This window comes from Streptomyces sp. NPDC018833, from assembly GCF_044390825.1.
Taxonomy (GTDB): Bacteria; Actinomycetota; Actinomycetes; order Streptomycetales; family Streptomycetaceae; genus Streptomyces.
On sequence record NZ_JBIRZM010000011.1, the window covers coordinates 221868 to 238914 of the forward strand.

General features: G+C 70.7%; 15 protein-coding genes, 1 pseudogene and 1 riboswitch. Of the genes and pseudogenes, 10 read left to right on the top strand and 6 right to left on the bottom strand.

The window, feature by feature from the left end:
- Positions 1 to 4: 4 nt before the first annotated feature.
- Both aroA and ACH5AF_RS22715 read right to left on the bottom strand, forming a co-directional pair.
- On the bottom strand, positions 5 to 1342 hold the full coding sequence (aroA, locus tag ACH5AF_RS22710) for a 3-phosphoshikimate 1-carboxyvinyltransferase (RefSeq protein ID WP_398903617.1): 1338 nt from the start codon (positions 1340 to 1342) through the stop codon (positions 5 to 7).
- A 40-nt stretch (positions 1343 to 1382) separates the two neighbouring features.
- Entirely contained in the window at positions 1383 to 2123 is a 741-nt protein-coding gene (locus tag ACH5AF_RS22715) for a M50 family metallopeptidase (RefSeq protein WP_398903619.1), read from the bottom strand.
- 49 nt (positions 2124 to 2172) lie between these two features.
- Here ACH5AF_RS22715 and ACH5AF_RS22720 point away from each other — a divergent pair, with 49 nt between their 5' ends.
- The 9 genes and pseudogenes from ACH5AF_RS22720 to ACH5AF_RS22760 all read left to right on the top strand — a co-directional run.
- Positions 2173 to 2988 (top strand): SOS response-associated peptidase, encoded by an 816-nt coding sequence (locus tag ACH5AF_RS22720; protein ID WP_398903621.1) that lies wholly within the window; start codon positions 2173 to 2175, stop codon positions 2986 to 2988.
- 636 nt (positions 2989 to 3624) lie between these two features.
- On the top strand, positions 3625 to 4260 hold the full coding sequence (locus ACH5AF_RS22725) for an alpha/beta family hydrolase (protein ID WP_398903623.1): 636 nt from the start codon (positions 3625 to 3627) through the stop codon (positions 4258 to 4260).
- A 248-nt stretch (positions 4261 to 4508) separates the two neighbouring features.
- Positions 4509 to 5174 carry a sigma-70 family RNA polymerase sigma factor gene (locus ACH5AF_RS22730; protein WP_215178995.1) on the top strand — a complete coding sequence of 222 codons (666 nt, stop codon included), beginning with the start codon at positions 4509 to 4511 and terminating at the stop codon, positions 5172 to 5174.
- On the top strand, positions 5171 to 5467 hold the full coding sequence (gene rsrA, locus ACH5AF_RS22735; RefSeq protein ID WP_215178744.1) for a mycothiol system anti-sigma-R factor: 297 nt from the start codon (positions 5171 to 5173) through the stop codon (positions 5465 to 5467). Before ACH5AF_RS22730 ends, rsrA begins: the two co-directional genes overlap by 4 nt.
- Before the next feature lie 160 nt (positions 5468 to 5627).
- Entirely contained in the window at positions 5628 to 7028 is a 1401-nt protein-coding gene (locus tag ACH5AF_RS22740) for an HD-GYP domain-containing protein (protein WP_398903625.1), read from the top strand.
- Complete coding sequence (locus tag ACH5AF_RS22745; protein ID WP_398903627.1) at positions 7025 to 8347, top strand: metal-dependent phosphohydrolase; 1323 nt, start codon at positions 7025 to 7027, stop codon at positions 8345 to 8347. The genes ACH5AF_RS22740 and ACH5AF_RS22745 overlap by 4 nt, the downstream gene beginning before the upstream one ends.
- Positions 8348 to 8464: 117 nt before the next feature.
- Positions 8465 to 9445 (top strand): tetratricopeptide repeat protein, encoded by a 981-nt coding sequence (locus tag ACH5AF_RS22750; RefSeq protein WP_398903629.1) that lies wholly within the window; start codon positions 8465 to 8467, stop codon positions 9443 to 9445.
- A gap of 82 nt (positions 9446 to 9527) precedes the next feature.
- The gene (def, locus tag ACH5AF_RS22755; protein ID WP_398903631.1) at positions 9528 to 10160 is read left to right on the top strand and encodes a peptide deformylase; all 633 of its coding nucleotides are present in this window, start codon (positions 9528 to 9530) and stop codon (positions 10158 to 10160) included.
- A 33-nt stretch (positions 10161 to 10193) separates the two neighbouring features.
- Positions 10194 to 10474 (top strand): annotated as a pseudogene (locus ACH5AF_RS22760) (D-Ala-D-Ala carboxypeptidase family metallohydrolase); the annotation flags it as partial.
- Between the two features lie 77 nt (positions 10475 to 10551).
- Here the strand turns inward: ACH5AF_RS22760 and ACH5AF_RS22765 are convergent.
- Complete coding sequence (locus ACH5AF_RS22765) at positions 10552 to 11586, bottom strand: ribonucleotide-diphosphate reductase subunit beta (RefSeq protein ID WP_398903633.1); 1035 nt, start codon at positions 11584 to 11586, stop codon at positions 10552 to 10554.
- Positions 11586 to 13976 (bottom strand): ribonucleoside-diphosphate reductase subunit alpha, encoded by a 2391-nt coding sequence (locus ACH5AF_RS22770; protein WP_398903635.1) that lies wholly within the window; start codon positions 13974 to 13976, stop codon positions 11586 to 11588. The genes ACH5AF_RS22765 and ACH5AF_RS22770 overlap by 1 nt, the downstream gene beginning before the upstream one ends.
- Positions 13977 to 14114: 138 nt before the next feature.
- A riboswitch (cobalamin riboswitch) is annotated at positions 14115 to 14248 on the bottom strand.
- 106 nt (positions 14249 to 14354) lie between these two features.
- Here ACH5AF_RS22770 and ACH5AF_RS22775 point away from each other — a divergent pair.
- On the top strand, positions 14355 to 14939 hold the full coding sequence (locus ACH5AF_RS22775) for a Uma2 family endonuclease (protein ID WP_398903636.1): 585 nt from the start codon (positions 14355 to 14357) through the stop codon (positions 14937 to 14939).
- A gap of 64 nt (positions 14940 to 15003) precedes the next feature.
- On the opposite strand, the gene mctP is transcribed toward ACH5AF_RS22775, so the two are convergent.
- Together mctP and ACH5AF_RS22785 are read right to left on the bottom strand one after the other, a co-directional pair.
- Positions 15004 to 16638: a monocarboxylate uptake permease MctP gene (gene mctP, locus ACH5AF_RS22780; protein ID WP_398903638.1), complete on the bottom strand. Its 1635-nt coding sequence runs from the start codon at positions 16636 to 16638 to the stop codon at positions 15004 to 15006.
- On the bottom strand, positions 16635 to 16916 hold the full coding sequence (locus ACH5AF_RS22785; protein WP_398903639.1) for a DUF3311 domain-containing protein: 282 nt from the start codon (positions 16914 to 16916) through the stop codon (positions 16635 to 16637). The genes mctP and ACH5AF_RS22785 overlap by 4 nt, the downstream gene beginning before the upstream one ends.
- Positions 16917 to 17047: the final 131 nt, after the last annotated feature.

A 17047-nucleotide genomic window follows, 5' to 3' on the forward strand; every position in this document is an offset into this window, starting at 1 on the left:
GACGTCAGGCCCCGAGCATTTCGGCCCACATCCGCGGGAAGTCGGGCAAGGTCTTGGCGGTGGTCGCCACGTTCTCGATCTGCACGTCCTTCACCGCGAGACCGATGATCGAACCGGCCGTCGCCATCCGGTGGTCGTCGTAGGTGTGGAAGACGCCACCGTGCAGCGGGCGCGGGTGGATGCGCAGGCCGTCGTCGGTCTCGGTGACGTCGCCGCCGAGCTCGTTGATCTCCTTCGTGAGTGCCGCCAGCCGGTCGGTCTCGTGCAGTCGCAGATGCGCCACACCGCGCAGCGTGGACGGCGAGTCGGCCAGCGCGGCCACCGCGGCGATGCCCGGGGTGAGCTCGCCGACCTCGCCCAGATCCACGTCGATGCCGTGGATACGGCCGCTGCCGGTGAACACCAGCGCCGTGCCGTCAGCCGTCGTCGTCAGCTCGCACGAGCCGCCCATCTCGGTGAAGATCTCGCGCAGCGCGTCACCGGGCTGGGTGGTGCGCTCGGGCCAGTCCGGGATCGTGACGCGGCCGCCGGTCACCAGAGCGGCCGCCAGGAACGGCTGCGCGTTGGACAGGTCGGGCTCGACCGTCAGGTCGCGGCCCAGCAGGGCGCTGTGCGACACCCGCCAGACGTCCGGCTCGCCGCCCGTCTCCGGCTCGTCGACCTGGGCGCCGACCGCGCGGAGCATGTCGACGGTCATCCGGATGTGCGGCATCGAGGGCAGCCGGCCGCCCACATGACGCACCTCCACCCCCTGGTTGAAGCGCGGCGCCGACAGCAGCAGCGCGGACACGAACTGCGACGAGGACGAGGCGTCGATCCGCACCGCCCCGCCGTCCAGCGCCCCGCCGCCGTGCACCGTCATCGGCAGCGCGCCGCGGTCGTCGTCGTCGATACGGGCGCCGAGCGTGCGCAGCGCACCGATCACTCCGCCGAGGGGACGCTCGTAGGACCGGGGATCGCCGTCGAAACGGATCGGGCCGTCGGCGAGCGCGGCGACGGGCGGCAGGAACCGCATCACCGTGCCGGCGTTGCCGACGTCCACCGTGGCCGGGCCGTGCAGACCCGTCGGGATGACGCGCCACGCCTCACCGGCGCCGCCCGTCGTGCTGGAGGAGACCGTCTCCTCGATGCCGACGCCCATCGCCTGCAGCGCGGCCGACATCAGAAGGGTGTCGCGGGACCGCAGCGGGCGGCGCAGCCAGCCCGGCTCGGCGGCGAGGGCAGCCAGCACCAGCGCACGGTTGGTGACCGATTTGGATCCGGGCACGGTGACGGTCGCTTCGACGGCTCCGGTCGCGTAGGGGGCGGGCCAGAGGGCGGGGTGCGCGGTGCTGTCGGTCATGGCCCTCACTTTAGTGGCTCGGCGCCGACCGCCTCCGAGGTCAGAGCCCGAGCAGCCAGCGTCCTCCGCCGATCAGCGAACAGAAGGCCACCAGATGGAAGAACCCCAGCCAAACGACCGGCGGCACATGGGTGAGCCGGCCGAGCTGGTCCGCGTCGGAGTCCGGCGCCCCGCCGTGGCGGCGTTTGGACTGCAGCTCGAACACCGGGCGTACGCCGCCGAGCAGCATGAACCACACGGCCGTGTACGCGAAGACGGACTGCACGCCGGGTTCCGTCAGCCAGGACACGAGGAGGAAGGCGGCCCCGGTCAGGGTCACGGTGAGGACGCCGTAGGCGTTGCGGACCATGACCAGCAGCGCCAGCAGCAGCGCCGTCGCCGCCCACAGCAGCAGCGTGATGTGGTGCGCGGCCAGCAGCCAGGCGCCGCCGAGACCGAGGAGCGGGGTGGCGGTGTAGCCCGCGGCCGCGGTCAGGACCATGCCCAGCCCGGTCGGTCTGCCCCGGCTCACGGTGAGGCCGCTGGTGTCCGAGTGCAGCCTGATGCCTTGCAGCGAGCGGCCGGTGAGCAATGCCACAAGGCCGTGGCCGCCCTCGTGAGCGATGGTGACGGCGTTTCTGGAGACCCGCCACAGGCTGCCGGGTATGACGGCGGCGAGCGCGACGACGCCGGTGACGACGACGAGCCAGACGGCGGGTGGACTCTGGGTGCCGAACAGCCGGTCCCAGAAGTCGGCGAGCGTCGCGCTGCCGAGGACCGTGGCGGTGTGTGTCGTGACCATTTCGCGGGCGGCTCCTCGGACGGCGTACGGAAGTGGCAGTGTGGCACTTATGTGTGGGAGGTATGCAGCCAGTCGTAGGCCCGAGGATCTCGTCGGGACGTTCCGGGTCGAGAAGTGGGAGCCGGAGGAGACTCTCGCGCCCGACTGGAACGTGGCCCCGACCAAGGAGGTCTACGCGATCCTCGAACGTCCTGTGAAGGACGCCGGGGACCGGCGTCCGGTTCGCCAGATGCGCGCGCTGAAGTGGGGCCTGGTGCCGTCGTGGGCCAAGTCACCCGAGGGCGCTGCCCGGATGATCAACGCACGGGCGGAGACGATCCACGAGAAGCCGTCGTTCCGCAGGCCCTTCCTCTCGCGCCGCTGCATCCTGCCGGCCGACGGCTATTACGAGTGGGTGACCGGGACCGCAGAGCGCGACCTCGAGGTCGAGGGCAGGAAGAAGCGCCCCAGGAAGCAGCCGTACTTCGTGACCCCGGCGGACGGGTCGGTGTTCGCGATGGCAGGCGTCTACGAGTTCTGGCGCGACCGGACGCTGCCGGACGACCACGCGCAGGCGTGGTGGGTGACGTGCTCGGTGATCACCACGGAGGCGGAGAAGGGACCGCTGGGCGTGGCGCCGGCCGAGGGACCGCGCTCGCTCGCCGACATCCACCCCCGTATGCCGCTGATGCTGACGCCGGAACGCTGGGACACGTGGCTGGACCCGTCCACGACGGACCCCGACGAGGTCCGGGCGCTGCTCGCTGCGCCGCCGGAGGGGCTGATGCGGGCGTACGCGGTGACGACGGCGGTCAGCAATGTGCGCAACAACGGCCCGGAGCTGCTGGAGGAGCTGTCCGGGCCGGAGGAGCCGGTGCTGTTCTGACCCTGGGGCGTTCCCCGTAACAGGGGGCTCCTCCCTCTGCGCCCTGCGGGGTGTGGGCCCTACTGCGCCTGCGTCTGCCTGCGCCCTGCGGGGTGTGGGCCCTACTGGGCCTGCGTCTGCCTGCGCCCTGCGGGGTGTGGGCCCTACTGGGCCTGCGTCTGCCTGCGCCCTGCGGGTGTATGCGCCCCACCGGACCGGAGCTCCCTGTGCACTCCGGGCAGGGGAACGCACCACCCGAGCACCCCACACTTTGCGGGCGTGGCGGATCCTCACCGGACCCGGCGCTCCTGCCCCAGGCGCCTACGGGCCCTGGATCTGCGGGTGCGGGGTACCCCCGCCGGACCCCGTGCGCCTCACACTCCCCTACAACTGGCGGCGGTGGGTTCGGTCCCCGGCGAAGCCGGGGGAGTGGTCCCGCGAGGCGGATTTCGCTGCGCGAAGTCAGCCCGTCCGGAAGCCCCCGGAGCGAAGGCCAGGGGCAGAGACACCGCTCGGAGGGTGGCACGGGGTCTGGGCGAAGCCCCGGTGCTATCACCCTGGCTTCGCCCGGGGGACCCCGCCCACGGCCGCCGGGCCGTGGAGGGAGGGCGGTGTGGGGAACAGCCCCGCACCGCGGTCCCGCGTCAGAATGGTCCGATGGAGCGGAAAGAGATCATCGACGTCGCCGGCGGCGACGCCCGCGTCACCTGGTTCGACGGCAAGAACGCCGGTCTCGTCCTCGCGCTCGGCCACGGTGCCGGCGGCGGGATCGAGGCACGGGACCTGCGGGCGATCGCCAGCGCCCTGCCCGCGCACGGCGTCACCGTCGCCCTTGTCGAGCAGCCCTGGCGCGTCGCCGGCAAGAAGCTCGCCCCCGCGCCGAAGACGCTCGACACCGGGTGGCGCGGGGTATGGCCCGCCCTGGCGAAGCCCGGGCTGCCCGTCGTCGCCGGTGGCCGCAGCGCCGGGGCGCGTGTCGCCTGCCGCACGGCCGCGGAGCTCGGCGCCGTGGGCGTGCTCGCGCTGAGCTTCCCGCTGCATCCGCCCGGCCGCCCGGAGAAGTCCCGCGCCGACGAACTGCTCGGGGCGGGCGTGCCCACCCTCGTCGTACAGGGTGGCAACGATCCCTTCGGCAAGCCCGCGGAATTCCCCGACGGTCCGTACGAGCTCGTCGAGGTCCCCTTCGCCGATCATGGTTTCGCCGTGCCGAAGAAGGCGGGGACCGACGAGGCCGAGACCCTCCGGACGATCACCGACGCTGTGACCCGTTGGACAGCCGCGCTGCGGGAATGAGACGCGGGCGCCCTCTGTTGAGGCGGATGTCAGTACAGAGCAAGGAGTAGGGAGTCCACCGCATGGGTACGACCTTCTGCCCGACAGCCGAGCACACCACAGGGTTGGAGTGGACGGTGCTGTCGCAGGGCAAGAGCGGGCCGGTTCCGGCGGTGGGCGGCGAGAATCGGCAGGCCCCGTCTCAGCATGGTCGACTATTCTCCGATTCGAGCGGGTCCGGTTTCGGCTCCGCCACAGCGTTGGAGGAGGTGGGTGCGGTCACTGGGACCGACGCAGGTACCGACGACGGCCGGGCGGAGCAGTCCGAGGAGACGGCCGCCGAGCGCAATGCCCGTTTCGAGCGGGACGCTCTTGGCTACCTCGACCAGATGTACTCGGCCGCGTTGCGCATGACGCGCAACCCCGCCGATGCGGAGGACCTCGTGCAGGAGACGTATGCCAAGGCGTACGGCTCGTTCCACCAGTTCCGCGAGGGCACCAACCTCAAGGCGTGGATGTACCGGATCCTCACGAACACCTTCATCAACTCCTACCGCAAGAAGCAGCGCGAGCCCCAGCGCAGCGCTGCGGAGGAGATCGAGGACTGGCAGCTCGCTCGCGCCGAGTCGCACATGTCGACGGGGCTGCGTTCCGCTGAGTCGCAGGCTCTCGACCATCTGCCGGATTCGGACGTCAAGGCCGCCCTTCAGGCGATCCCCGAAGAGTTCCGGATCGCGGTCTATCTCGCCGATGTAGAGGGCTTTGCGTACAAGGAGATCGCGGACATCATGGGAACACCCATCGGCACGGTGATGTCCCGCCTGCACCGGGGCCGCCGACAGCTGCGCGGCATGCTCGAGGACTACGCCCGCGAGCGCGGGCTCGTCCCGGCCGGTGCGGGGGAGTCGAACGACGCGAAAGGCTCGGGCTCATGAGCTGCGGAGAGCCGCACGAGACGGACTGCTCTGAGGTCCTGGACCATCTCTACGAGTTCCTCGACCACGAGATGCCCGACAGCGACTGCACCAAGTTCGAGGTGCACTTCGAGGAGTGCTCCCCGTGCCTGGAGAAGTACGGCCTTGAGCAGGCGGTGAAGAAGCTGGTCAAGCGGTGCTGCGGGCAGGACGATGTGCCCAGCGACCTGCGGGCCAAGGTCATGGGGCGTATCGATCTGATCCGCTCGGGACAGGCAGTGCCCGAGCAGGACGTGGCGACGGCGCAGGAGTAGCCCCCGCCGCTGGCCCACACCGGGGCGCGGCACGGATCGTGGCGCGCCTCACGCACATCCGTGATCTTCACCCGTACGTGCGAACGCCTCCCGTACCGCCCCCCCCTCACCTCTCATCTCGCTAGCGTGTGCACGCCGGAGTCGAGGGGGGTGCGCGGCAGTGACGGCCATACCGAAGGCGGCAAACGCCTTCATCGCGGGTGCCGTCGTAAGCGCCGCGGTCTGTGTGGCCCCGGCCGTGACGGCCCCCGGGGCCGGCTGGACAGCGGTCGCCCTGCTCGCCGGTCTTTACGCGGCGTGCGAGATGCCCGCCCGCTTCCGCCCCGGCAACTCGGTGCCGATCGGCGCCGGTTCCTTCTTCCCCGTACTGCTCGCGGCTGCCTTCCTGCTGCCCGCCCCGGCCGCCGCGCTCGTCCCCGTCCCCGGAGCGCTGCTCGGCCCGGCCGGCCGGCCCTCGCCCGGGGCGCGCCGCGCCTGGCACGCCGCCCAGCTGGCGCTCTCGACCTGGGCGGCGGCCCAGGCGTACCGGCTCACCGGCGGCGAACGGAGCCTGACCGCCCCGGACTTCCCCCACGTGCTGGTGCCGGCGCTCGCCGGCGCGCTCGCCTTCTGGCTCGTGCTCGGCGCGCTCGACGGCGGCATCCGCACGACGGCGGAGCACCTGCCGCCGCGCAGGGCCGGGCGGGCACTGCTGCCCGCGTCACCCGCCCCCTACTGTGTGCACGGCCTCGCCGGGCTGATGATGGCCGTCCTGTGGCGCAGCTCCTACGGGGCGGTGTCCGCCCTGGTCGTCCTGCTGCCCATGTACGTCTCCAGCTGGATGTTCGCCCAGTACCACCGTGAGCGCGCGGCCCACCAGGCGACCATCCGCGCCCTCGTCCAGGCCGTCGACATCAAGGACCGGTACACCCGCGGTCACAGCGAACGGGTCGGCCGGGCCTCCGTATTGATCGCACGCGAGCTGCGCATGGCGGACGAGCGGTTGGAACTGCTCCGGTTCGCCGGGATACTGCACGACGTCGGCAAGCTCGGCGTGCCGACGCGCGTCCTGCGCAAGGAGGGGCCGCTGACGCCCGATGAGCGGCGCATGATCGAGCTGCACCCCGAGTACGGCCACGAGATCGTGCGCAGCATCGGATTCCTCGGGGAGGCGCGGGCGGCCATCCTGCACCACCACGAGCGGCTGGACGGCAGCGGCTACCCGTACGGGCTTGCCGGGGACCGGATACCCGAGTTCGCGCGGGTGGTCGCGGTCGCGGACGCGTTCGACGCGATGACCTCGACCCGCTCCTACCGGCGGGCACGGCCGGTGGCAGCGGCCTTGGAGGAACTGGAGCGCTGCGCGGGGACGCAGTTCGACCCCCGAATGGTGACAGCACTGGCGCGGGCACTGGAGCGCGAGGGCTGGGAGACGGCCGTCACGTCGGACGAGGCGGCACCTGCGAATCCGGCGGCACCCGCGGACTCGGCGTCACATGAGGGTCCGGCGGGTCCGGCCGTATCCCCGGTTCCGGCGCGGGAGGAGGGGCCCCGCGCCCCGCGCCGGGTGCGGACCGGATGACCGCGGCACTGCCGGTCAGGGCCGTCGTCGCCGTGTACGCGGCCGCCGCCGCCGTCACCGTCGCCGCCCTCGGCCGCGTCGCCTGGCACGGCCTGGCAGAGCCCGGGATCGCCCTCGCCTTCGGGATCTTCATCGCCGTCGGGGAGCTCGCGCGCTGGGGGACCCGCCCCGGTCCGGGCGCCCTCCCGCCCGCTCCGCCCGGGGCGCCCCCGCCCCTGCTCGAGGAGCCGTCGGCACGGGAGCCCGCCCCGCTCGGCGCCGCCGGCGCCCTCGCGTACGCCCTCCTCGGCGAATGCGCCGGGCGGGCAACCGGCCACGGCCCCCTCCAGGTCGTCGCCGTCGTCGTCGCGGGCGTGCTCACCGGGGCCGTGCCCCATGTCGCACGCGGGTGCGGACCGGGCCTGGACCATGTGGCCCGGCGAGTGCTGACCGCCGGGTTCGCCGCGGTCTGCTTCCAGCCGCTGCACCACTCCGGCGCGTGGGAGCACCGCATCGGCCACGGCCCCCTCCACGCCCTCTTCCTCCTGGTGCTGCTCGTCCTCACGCTGCTGTGCGACGCCGTGCTGGCCTCCGCCCTCCTCGCGGCCCGCACCCGGTATCCGTACGGGCCGCTGCTGCGCGACGAACTGCGCGCGCTGCGCGGCACCGGCTCCGCCGTCTGCGCGACCGGCGCCGTGATGGCGCCGGCGGTCGCCGTCGCCGGCCTGTGGGCGCTGCCCGTCTTCTGCGTGCCTCTGCTGCTGACACAGCTGTCGTTCCGCAGGTACGCCTCGGTCCGCGCGACCTACCGCCAGACCATCGCCTCCCTCGCCCGCGCCACGGAGATCGCCGGCTACACCCCGCCCGGCCACGCCCGCAGGGTCGCCGTGCTCAGTACGGCCGTGGGCCGGGAGATGCGGCTCTCGGGTCCTGACCTGAGCGTGCTCGAACACGCGGCCCTGATGCACGACATCGGGCAGCTGTCCCTCGTCGACCCCGTGCCGGACGGGGCCACTGCCGTGCTGCCGGTCGCCGAACAGCGCCGTATCGCGCTGCTCGGCGGCGCGGTCGTCCGCCGGACCGGGGTGCCGGCTGCCGTCGCGGCCGTGGTGGAACAGCAGGCCGACCCCTACCGGGAGCAGTCCCTGCCCGCCCGGATCGTCCGCACGGTGAACGCGTACGAGGACCTGGCCCAGGCGAGCGGCGGCAGCGCGGGCGGAGCGCTCGCCGCACTGGAGCGGCTGCGTCTCGGGACGGCTCACGATTACGAGCCCGCGGTCGTGGAATCACTTGCCAGAGTCCTTGCCAGAGGCGGCCTTACCGCGGTGCCACCTGGGTAACCCATGGGTAATGAGCGAGCCTGCGACCGGGCATGGTTGGATGCGAAAGAAGGCACAGAAGCGGGCACTCAGGTATGCGTCCGGGACAGTCACCCGAGCGACCGGCAGGCGGGAATCGTGAGGATCTTCGGGAAGGTACGGCATCGGCCGTCCGCCTCGTGGCGGCAGGCCACGGACCGCGCGTTCACGCTGATCGGCGACGGCCGGTACGAGGACGCCGGCGCGCTGCTGACCAGGGCGGCGGATCTCGAGCCCTGGCTCTCGGAGTCCTGGTTCAACCTGGCGCTGCTGCACAAGTTCCGCCACGACTGGGAGCAGGCGCGGGCCGCGGGACTGCGTGCCGTCGCCCTCCTCGACAAGGAGAGCGGCGCCCCGGACTGGTGGAACGTCGGCATCGCCGCGACCGCCCTGCAGGACTGGCCGCTGGCCCGCCGAGCCTGGCAGGCTTACGGGCTGAAGGTGCCGGGCGCCGCCGCCGCGAACGGTGAGCCGGTGGGCATGGACCTCGGCAGCGCCGCCGTGCGGCTGTCGCCCGAGGGCGAGGCCGAGGTGGTCTGGGGCCGCAGGCTCGACCCCGCGCGGATAGAAGTGCTGTCCATCCCGCTGCCCTCGTCCGGGCGGCGCTGGGGTGAGGTGGTCCTGCACGACGGCGTACCGCACGGCGAGCGGACGACCAGCGCGGGGCCCTCCTACCCCGTCTTCGACGAGATAGAGCTGTGGGCGCCCTCGCCCGTACCGACGTGGGTCGTGCTGCTGGAGGCGGCGACCGAGAACGACCGGGACGCGCTGGAGAAGCTCGCGGCCGATGCCGGGTTCGCCGCCGAGGACTGGTCGTCCTCCGTCCGGCTGCTGTGCCGCGCCTGCTCCGAGGGCGTGATGCCGAGCGCCGAGGGCGAGGGTGAGCACCTCGACCCGCACGACCACAGCGAACCGGGCCACCCGGGGCCGCTGGGCCACCGGACGGCCGGTGACCTCTGGTCGCCCGAGCGCGAATGCGGTATCGCCGCGCCGGCCGGGCTGGTGCGCGGGCTGCTGGACGGCTGGGTGGCGGACAGCCCGGACAGCCGTGAATGGCGGGATCTCGAGGAAGTCTGCTGACGCCTGCCCGTAGGCTGTACGGACGCGTAAGTGACCGGGCACCGGCCCAGGGATCGGGTAATGAGAAGGGCGTACGGCTGACATGGCGTCGCAGCAGGAGACGGACCAGCAGGTCGACGATGGTTTCGTCGTGGACACGGAGAACTGCGAGGAGCGTGAGCGGGCCTACCGCGAGCGCGGCACCTCCCGCCCGATCACGGTCGTGGGCAATCCCGTGCTGCACAAGGAGTGCAAGGACGTCACCGAGTTCGACGACAAGCTCGCCGCTCTCATCGACGACATGTTCGCCAGCCAGCGCACTGCGGAGGGTGTCGGCCTCGCCGCCAACCAGATCGGCGTGGATCTGAAGGTCTTCGTCTACGACTGCCCCGACGACGAGGGCATGCGCCACGTCGGCGTCGTGTGCAACCCGGTGCTGGAGGAGCTTCCCCCGGAGCAGCGCCACCTCGACGACTCCAACGAGGGCTGCCTCTCCGTCCCGACGGCGTACGCCTCACTGGCCCGCCCCGACTACGCGGTGGTGCGCGGTCAGGACGCCCAGGGCAACCCGATCAAGGTGCGCGGCACGGGCTACTTCGCCCGGTGCCTGCAGCACGAGACGGACCACCTGTACGGGTACCTCTACATCGACCGGCTCTCCAAGCGTGACCGCAAGGACGCGCTGAAGCAGATGGCCGAGGGCACCCCGCGCTACGCGGTCGTCCCCAACGACTGACCTGTACGACCACACGAGGGCCCCGTTCGGCGCGCCATGCGCCACGCCCTCGGTGACCAGCCCATCACCGTGACCAGCGGCTTCCGCTCGTACGCCTGCAATGACGCGGTCGGCGGCGCGTCCAGCAGCCGCCACCTCTACGGCGACGCGGCCGACCTGGGTGCAGGCCCGCACTCGCTGTGCAAGCTGGCCAGCAGGCCCGCTACCACGGCTTCAACGGAATCCTGGGTCCGGGCCACCCGGGCCACAACGACCACACGCACGTCGACCACCGCAGCAGCCGCTACTGGTCGGCGCCCAGCTGCGGCATCTGACCGCGGCAGTGCAGAACGAAGCGGCCCCGCACCTCCCTCACGCGAGGTGCGGGCCGCGGCACTGTTCCGGCAGCGGATCAGAAGTCGTCGTCGAAGGCGACCGAGCCCTCCACCGCCACCTGGTACGCCGACGGGCGGCGCTCGAAGAAGTTCGTCAGCTCCTGGACGCCCTGCAACTCCATGAAGGAGAACGGGTTCTGCGAGCCGTACACCGGAGGGAAGCCGAGGCGTGTGAGGCGCTGGTCGGCGACGCACTGGAGGTACTCGCGCATCGATTCGGTGTTCATGCCCGGCAGTCCGTCGCCGCACAGGTCCCGGCCGAACTGAAGCTCGGCCTCGACGGCCTCCGCGAGCATGTCCGTGACCTGCTGCCGGAGCTCGTCGTCGAAGAGCTCGGGCTCCTCCTTGCGGACGGTGTCCACCACCTCGAACGCGAAGTTCATGTGCATGGTTTCGTCCCGGAACACCCAGTTCGTTCCGGTCGCCAGGCCGTGCAGCAGGCCGCGCGAGCGGAACCAGTAGACGTAGGCGAAGGCGCCGTAGAAGAACAGACCCTCGATACAGGCCGCGAAGCAGATCAGGTTGAGCAGGAAGTGGCGGCGGTCGGCCTTCGTCTCCAGGCGGTCGATCTTCTCCACCCCCTCCTCTCCATCCAACGCAGCCATCCAGCGGAAGCAGAACTGCGCCTTGTCGCGGATGGACGGGATGTTCTCCACCGCCGAGAAGGCCGCCGCGCGCTCCTCCGGGTCGGGCAGATAGGTGTCGAGCAGCGTCAGATAGAACTGGACGTGCACGGCCTCCTCGAAGAGCTGGCGGCTCAGGTACAGCCGCGCCTCGGGGGAGTTGATGTGCTTGTAGAGCGTCAGCACGAGGTTGTTGGCCACGATCGAGTCGCCCGTGGCGAAGAAGGCGACCAGCCGGCCGATCATGTGCTGCTCGCCCGGGGAGAGCTTGGCCAGATCGGCCACGTCGGAGTGGAGATCGACCTCCTCCACCGTCCAGGTGTTCTTGATGGCGTCCCGGTAGCGCTCGTAGAAGTCCGGGTAGCGCATCGGACGGAGAGTCAGCTCGAAGCCCGGATCGAGCAGGTTCTTGGCGGTGTTCTCGGGCATTACTGGCAGGCCTCGCAGGACTCGGGGTTTTCGAGGGAGCAGGCGACGGCGTCGGGGTCGGGTGCCGCCTGTACGGGGATGGTCGCCTGGGCGGCGCGGGCGATCCTCGTCGCCGGGCGCGAGCGCAGGTAGTACGTGGTCTTCAGGCCCTGCTTCCAGGCGTATGCGTACATCGACGACAACTTGCCGATGGTCGGGGTCTGAAGGAACAGGTTCAGCGACTGCGACTGGTCCAGGAACGGCGTGCGGGCCGCCGCCATGTCGATCAGGCCGCGCTGCGGGAGTTCCCACGCCGTCCGGTACAGCTCACGCACCTCGGCCGGGATCCAGGTGAAGCCCTGCACCGAGCCGCTGGACTCGCGCAGCGCCTCGCGGGTCTGCGCGTCCCACACACCGAGCTTCTTGAGGTCCTCCACCAGGTAGCCGTTGACCTGGAGGAACTCCCCGCTCAGCGTCTCGCGCTTGAAGAGGTTGGAGACCTGCGGCTCGATGCACTCGTAGACGCCCGCGATCGAGGCGATCGTCGCCGTCGGGGCGATGGCGAGGAGGAGCGAGTTGCGCATGCCGGTCGAGGCGATGCGCGTGCGCAGGGCCGCCCAGCGCTCAGGCCAGTTCAGCGTCACGTCGGTGCCGTAGTGGTCCGGGTGCAGAACACCGCGCGCCGTGCGCGTCTGGGACCAGGCGGGCAGGGGGCCGTTGCGCTCGGCGAGGTCGCAGGACGCCTCGTACGCGGCGAGCATGATCCGCTCGGCGATGCGGGTGGACAGCGCACGCGCCTCGGCCGAGTCGAAGGGCAGCCTGAGCTTGAAGAAGACGTCCTGGAGACCCATGGCGCCGAGCCCGACGGGGCGCCACTTGGCATTGGAGCGCCCGGCCTGCTCGGTCGGGTAGAAATTGATGTCGACGACTCGGTCGAGGAAGGTGACCGCGGTGCGGACGGTGGCGTCCAGCCGCTCCCAGGCAATCCCCCCGCCGTCGGCTCCCTGCTCGACGAAGGCGCCGAGGTTCACCGAGCCGAGGTTGCAGACGGCCGTCTCGCCGTCGTCGGTGACCTCCAGGATCTCGGTGCACAGGTTCGAGGAGTGCACGACCGGGCCGGGCTCGGCGGTCTGGTTGGCGGTGCGGTTGGAGGCGTCCTTGAAGGTCATCCAGCCGTTGCCGGTCTGCGCGAGCGTGCGCATCATGCGGCCGTAGAGATCGCGTGCCGGAATGGTCCGGCGGGCGAGGCCGGCGGCCTCGGCCCGGCGGTAGGCCGCGTCGAACGCCTCGCCCCACAGGTCGACCAGTTCGGGCACGTCGGCCGGTGAGAACAGCGACCAGTCGGAGTCGGCCTCGACGCGCCGCATGAACTCGTCGGGGATCCAGTGCGCGAGGTTGAGGTTGTGCGTACGCCGGGCGTCCTCACCGGTGTTGTCGCGCAGCTCCAGGAACTCCTCGATGTCCGCGTGCCAGGTCTCCAGGTAGATCGCGGCGGCGCCCTTGCGCCGGCCGCCCTGGTTCACGGCGGCGACGGAGGCGTCGAGGGTCTTGAGGAACGGGACGATGCCGTTGGAGTGGCCGTTGGTGCCGCGGATCAGCGAACCCCGGGCGCGGATGCGGGAGTACGAGAGCCCGATGCCGCCCGCGTGCTTCGAAAGGCGCGCGACCTGGTGGTAGCGGTCGTAGATCGAGTCGAGTTCGTCGAGGGGTGAGTCCAGCAGGTAGCAGGACGACATCTGGGGGTGGCGGGTGCCGGAGTTGAAGAGCGTGGGGGAGGAGGGGAGATAGTCGAGCCGGCTCATCAGGCCGTACAGGTCGGCCACCTCGTCCACCGCGCGGGTGCTGCCCGTCTTTGAATCGGATGCAGTCTCGGCGAGGCCGGAGGCTACGCGCAGCATGAAGTGCTGTGGCGTCTCGATGACCTGACGGCTGATGGGGTGGCGCAGGAGGTAGCGGCTGTAGAGCGTGCGCAGGCCGAAGTAGCCGAAGCGGTCGTCGGCACCCGGGTCGATCAGTGCGTCGAGCCTGGCGGCGTGCCGGGCCACGAACGCGGCCGTGCGGTCGGCGATCAGGCCCTCGCGGTGGCCGACCGAGACGGAGGCGGAGAACGACACCGCGCCCTCACCCGCAGCCTCGTCGGCGATGGTGCGGGTCAGCAGCCGGGCGGCGAGACGGGAGTAGGCCGGGTCCTCGGAGATGAGGCCGGCGGCGGCATCGGTGGCGAGGGAGCGAAGTTCGGCCGCGTCGGATCCGGCGTGCCGGCCGCGCAGCGCGGCTGCGGCGACCCTGCCGGGGTCGGCGTCGGGCAGATCGGCGGTGAGGTCCGTCAGGGTCCGCAGAAGTACGGTCCCGGGGCCGTCCGCGGTCCGGTCTGCGGTGCCTGAAGCCGGATCGGCTGGCGCGATGGTCATGTGGTGCTCTCCCTCGCTCGGCTCTGGGCCGGCGGAGGGCGGGGCCATTCGGTCGCCGGATCCGCGTACGGGCAAGCACGACTGATGGCGTCCACCGGCCCAACCGCGAGGCCCGGACGTCTCGGCACCCGGTTCGGTCGAGCCGGATGCACCGTCGGCAGGTCCTCGGACTTGTCGGATACGGCGAAGCGCACCGGATCACACCGTTGCGGGACAGTTCCGGATTCGCACCGGATTCCCCTGCGGCGACAGCGAGCATGAGCATACATGTGGGGGCGGGTGGCTGCGCATGCCCCCACATGTTGTGTCTCCGTGGCGAACGGAAGGCCGGGCGGTGAGCTGTGAACCTCGCTATCGTGGTGGACGAAGGGAGGGTCCATGACCGTGACCACCGATCGCCCGCACCTGGACACCGACGACTTCGACGAGGTCTTCCGGATACTGGCCCGCACGACCGAGGGCGTGCGTCTGGAACTGATCGACGGGAAGCTCAGGAGCAAAGCGGTGCTGGACGGGGATCACGGGCGCATCATCCAGTGGCTGACGCGCATCTGCATGCAGGCGCGTCCGGAGCTGTGGCTCCATCCGGACCAAGGCCTGAAGGTGCAGGAGTACCGGAAGGGCCGGGCCAGGCCGGACGGCTCCCTGGCTCCCAGTGACGCCTTCGTCGGCCAAGGCGAGTGGGCAGACCCCGACCAGGTGCTCATGGCCGTCGAGGTCACCTCGTACGACTCGGACACCGACGAACGCGACCGCGTCGAGAAGCCACGCTCGTACGCCCAGACGGGCATCCCGGTCTACTTGCTGATCGACCGGGACAGCTGCGAAGTGACGGTCTTCAGTCAGCCCGACGGCGTGCGCTACGAGAACGCCCACACCGTGCCCTTTGGCAAGGACATCAGCCTGCCGGCACCAGTGGACATCACCCTGGTGACCGAGCAGCTCAAGGACTGGGTGAACTGACCGCACGACGAAGGGCCGTCGCATCTCCCCCGGGGAGACGCGACGGCCCTTGCGTACGCGATCGTCAGTGGCCGCCGGGGGCACCCGCCGTGGCCGACGGCAGCTCGGTCTTGACGCCGGGGTCTCCCGCGTCGGCCGTGTAGTCGGACGGGCTGGTCTCGTCGACGCCGTCGGGGGCCTTGAGCGCCTTCAGGACGAAGGTGAGGACCACGGTGACGACGACGTTCAGCACGAACGCGGTGAGGCCGATGTAGCCGATCTCGCCGATGCCGGGGATCTCGGCCGACGAGCCGCCGAAGTGCTTCTGCGTCGGGCTGGCCACACCGTACGCGGCGGCCGTGCCGTAGATCATGCCGGCCGCCCAGCCGGCGATGAGCGCCCAGCGGTGGAACCAGCGGGTGAACAGGCCGCCCACCAGGGCAGGGAACGTCTGCAGGATCCAGATGCCGCCCAGCAGCTGGAAGTTGATCGCCACGGTCTTGTCCATGGTGAGGACGAAGGCCAGGGCGCCGACCTTCACCAGCAGCGAGACCAGCTTGGAGACCTTGGTCTCCTGCGCCGGCGTCGCGTCGGGCTTGAGGAAGTCCTTGTAGATGTTCCGCGTGAACAGGTTGGCCGCGGCGATGGACATGATGGCCGCGGGGACCAGCGCTCCGATGCCGATCGCGGCGAACGCGACGCCCGCGAACCAGTCCGGGAACATGTTCTCGAACAGCTGCGGGATGGCGAGCTGACCGTTGGTCACCTTCACGCCCGCGGCGATGGCCATGAAGCCGAGCAGCGCCAGCAGGCCGAGCATCAGCGAGTACAGCGGCAGGATGGTGGTGTTGCGGCGGATCACCTCACGGCTGCGCGAGGAGAGCGTCGCCGTGATGGAGTGCGGGTACATGAAGAGCGCGAGCGCCGAGCCGAGCGCCAGGGTGGCGTAGCCCCACTGGCCCAACTCACCGGGCACCAGCGCACCACGTGGCTTGTCGGTCGCCGGGTTGATCTGGGTGTACGCCTCTCCGGCCTTGGCGAAGATGTCGTCGAAGCCGCCCAGCTTGATCGGGATGTAGATGATCGCCACGGCGATGACGATGTAGATCAGCGTGTCCTTGACGAACGCGATGAGCGCCGGGGCGCGCAGGCCGGAGGAGTACGTGTAGGCCGCGAGCACACCGAAGGCGATCAGCAGGGGCAGGTCCTTGATGAACCAGTTGGTGTCCTCGCCGCCGCCGACGCCCATGACGTCGAGCACGGCCTGGATGCCGACCAACTGGAGCGCGATGTACGGCATGGTGGCGAGGATGCCGGTGACGGCGACGGCCAGCGACAGGCCCTTGGAGCCGAAGCGTCCGCGGACGAAGTCCGAGGTGGTGACGTAGCCGTGCTTGTGCGACACCGACCACAGCCGCGGCAGGAAGGTGAAGATCAGCGGGTAGACGAGGATCGTGTAGGGGACGGCGAAGAAGCCGGCCGCGCCCGCCGCGTAGATGGCCGCCGGGACGGCGACGAAGGTGTACGCGGTGTAGAGGTCGCCGCCGAGCAGGAACCAGGTCACCCAGGTGCCGAACGACCGGCCGCCCAGGCCCCATTCGTCGAGGCTGTGCTCGTTCTCGGCCTTGCGCCAGCGCGCGGCCAGGAAGCCCATGACCGTCACGGCCACGAAGAAGAAGATGAAGACGCCGAGTGCGACGCCGTTCACGCCGTCCTTCACTGGGACGCACCCCCTTTGCGAGCGCGCTGGTCACGCTGCCACAGCTTGTAGGCGATCATCGTCAGCACGGTCGATACCAGGACCCAGAGCATCTGGTACCAGTAGAAGAACGGCATGCCGATGAAGGTCGGCTCGAGCTTCGCGTAGGAACCGACCCAGAGCATCGCCACGAAGGGCGCGAACAGGCAGAGGGCGATGATCACGCGCACCGGTGTGACGACCGGTTGTTTCGCTTCGGGCGCTTCAGGCGCGTCCGGTGCCTCGGGCAGTGCTGACATGCGGCTCCGTCCCCTCACTGGTCACCTGTGTAATGCGCACGAAATCTAGGCGAGCCGTTCGAGCCTCGTCATCCCCCGTCCGCATATCGGTACGGCAACGACTTCGCGCCATGACTGTGCAAAACATGACA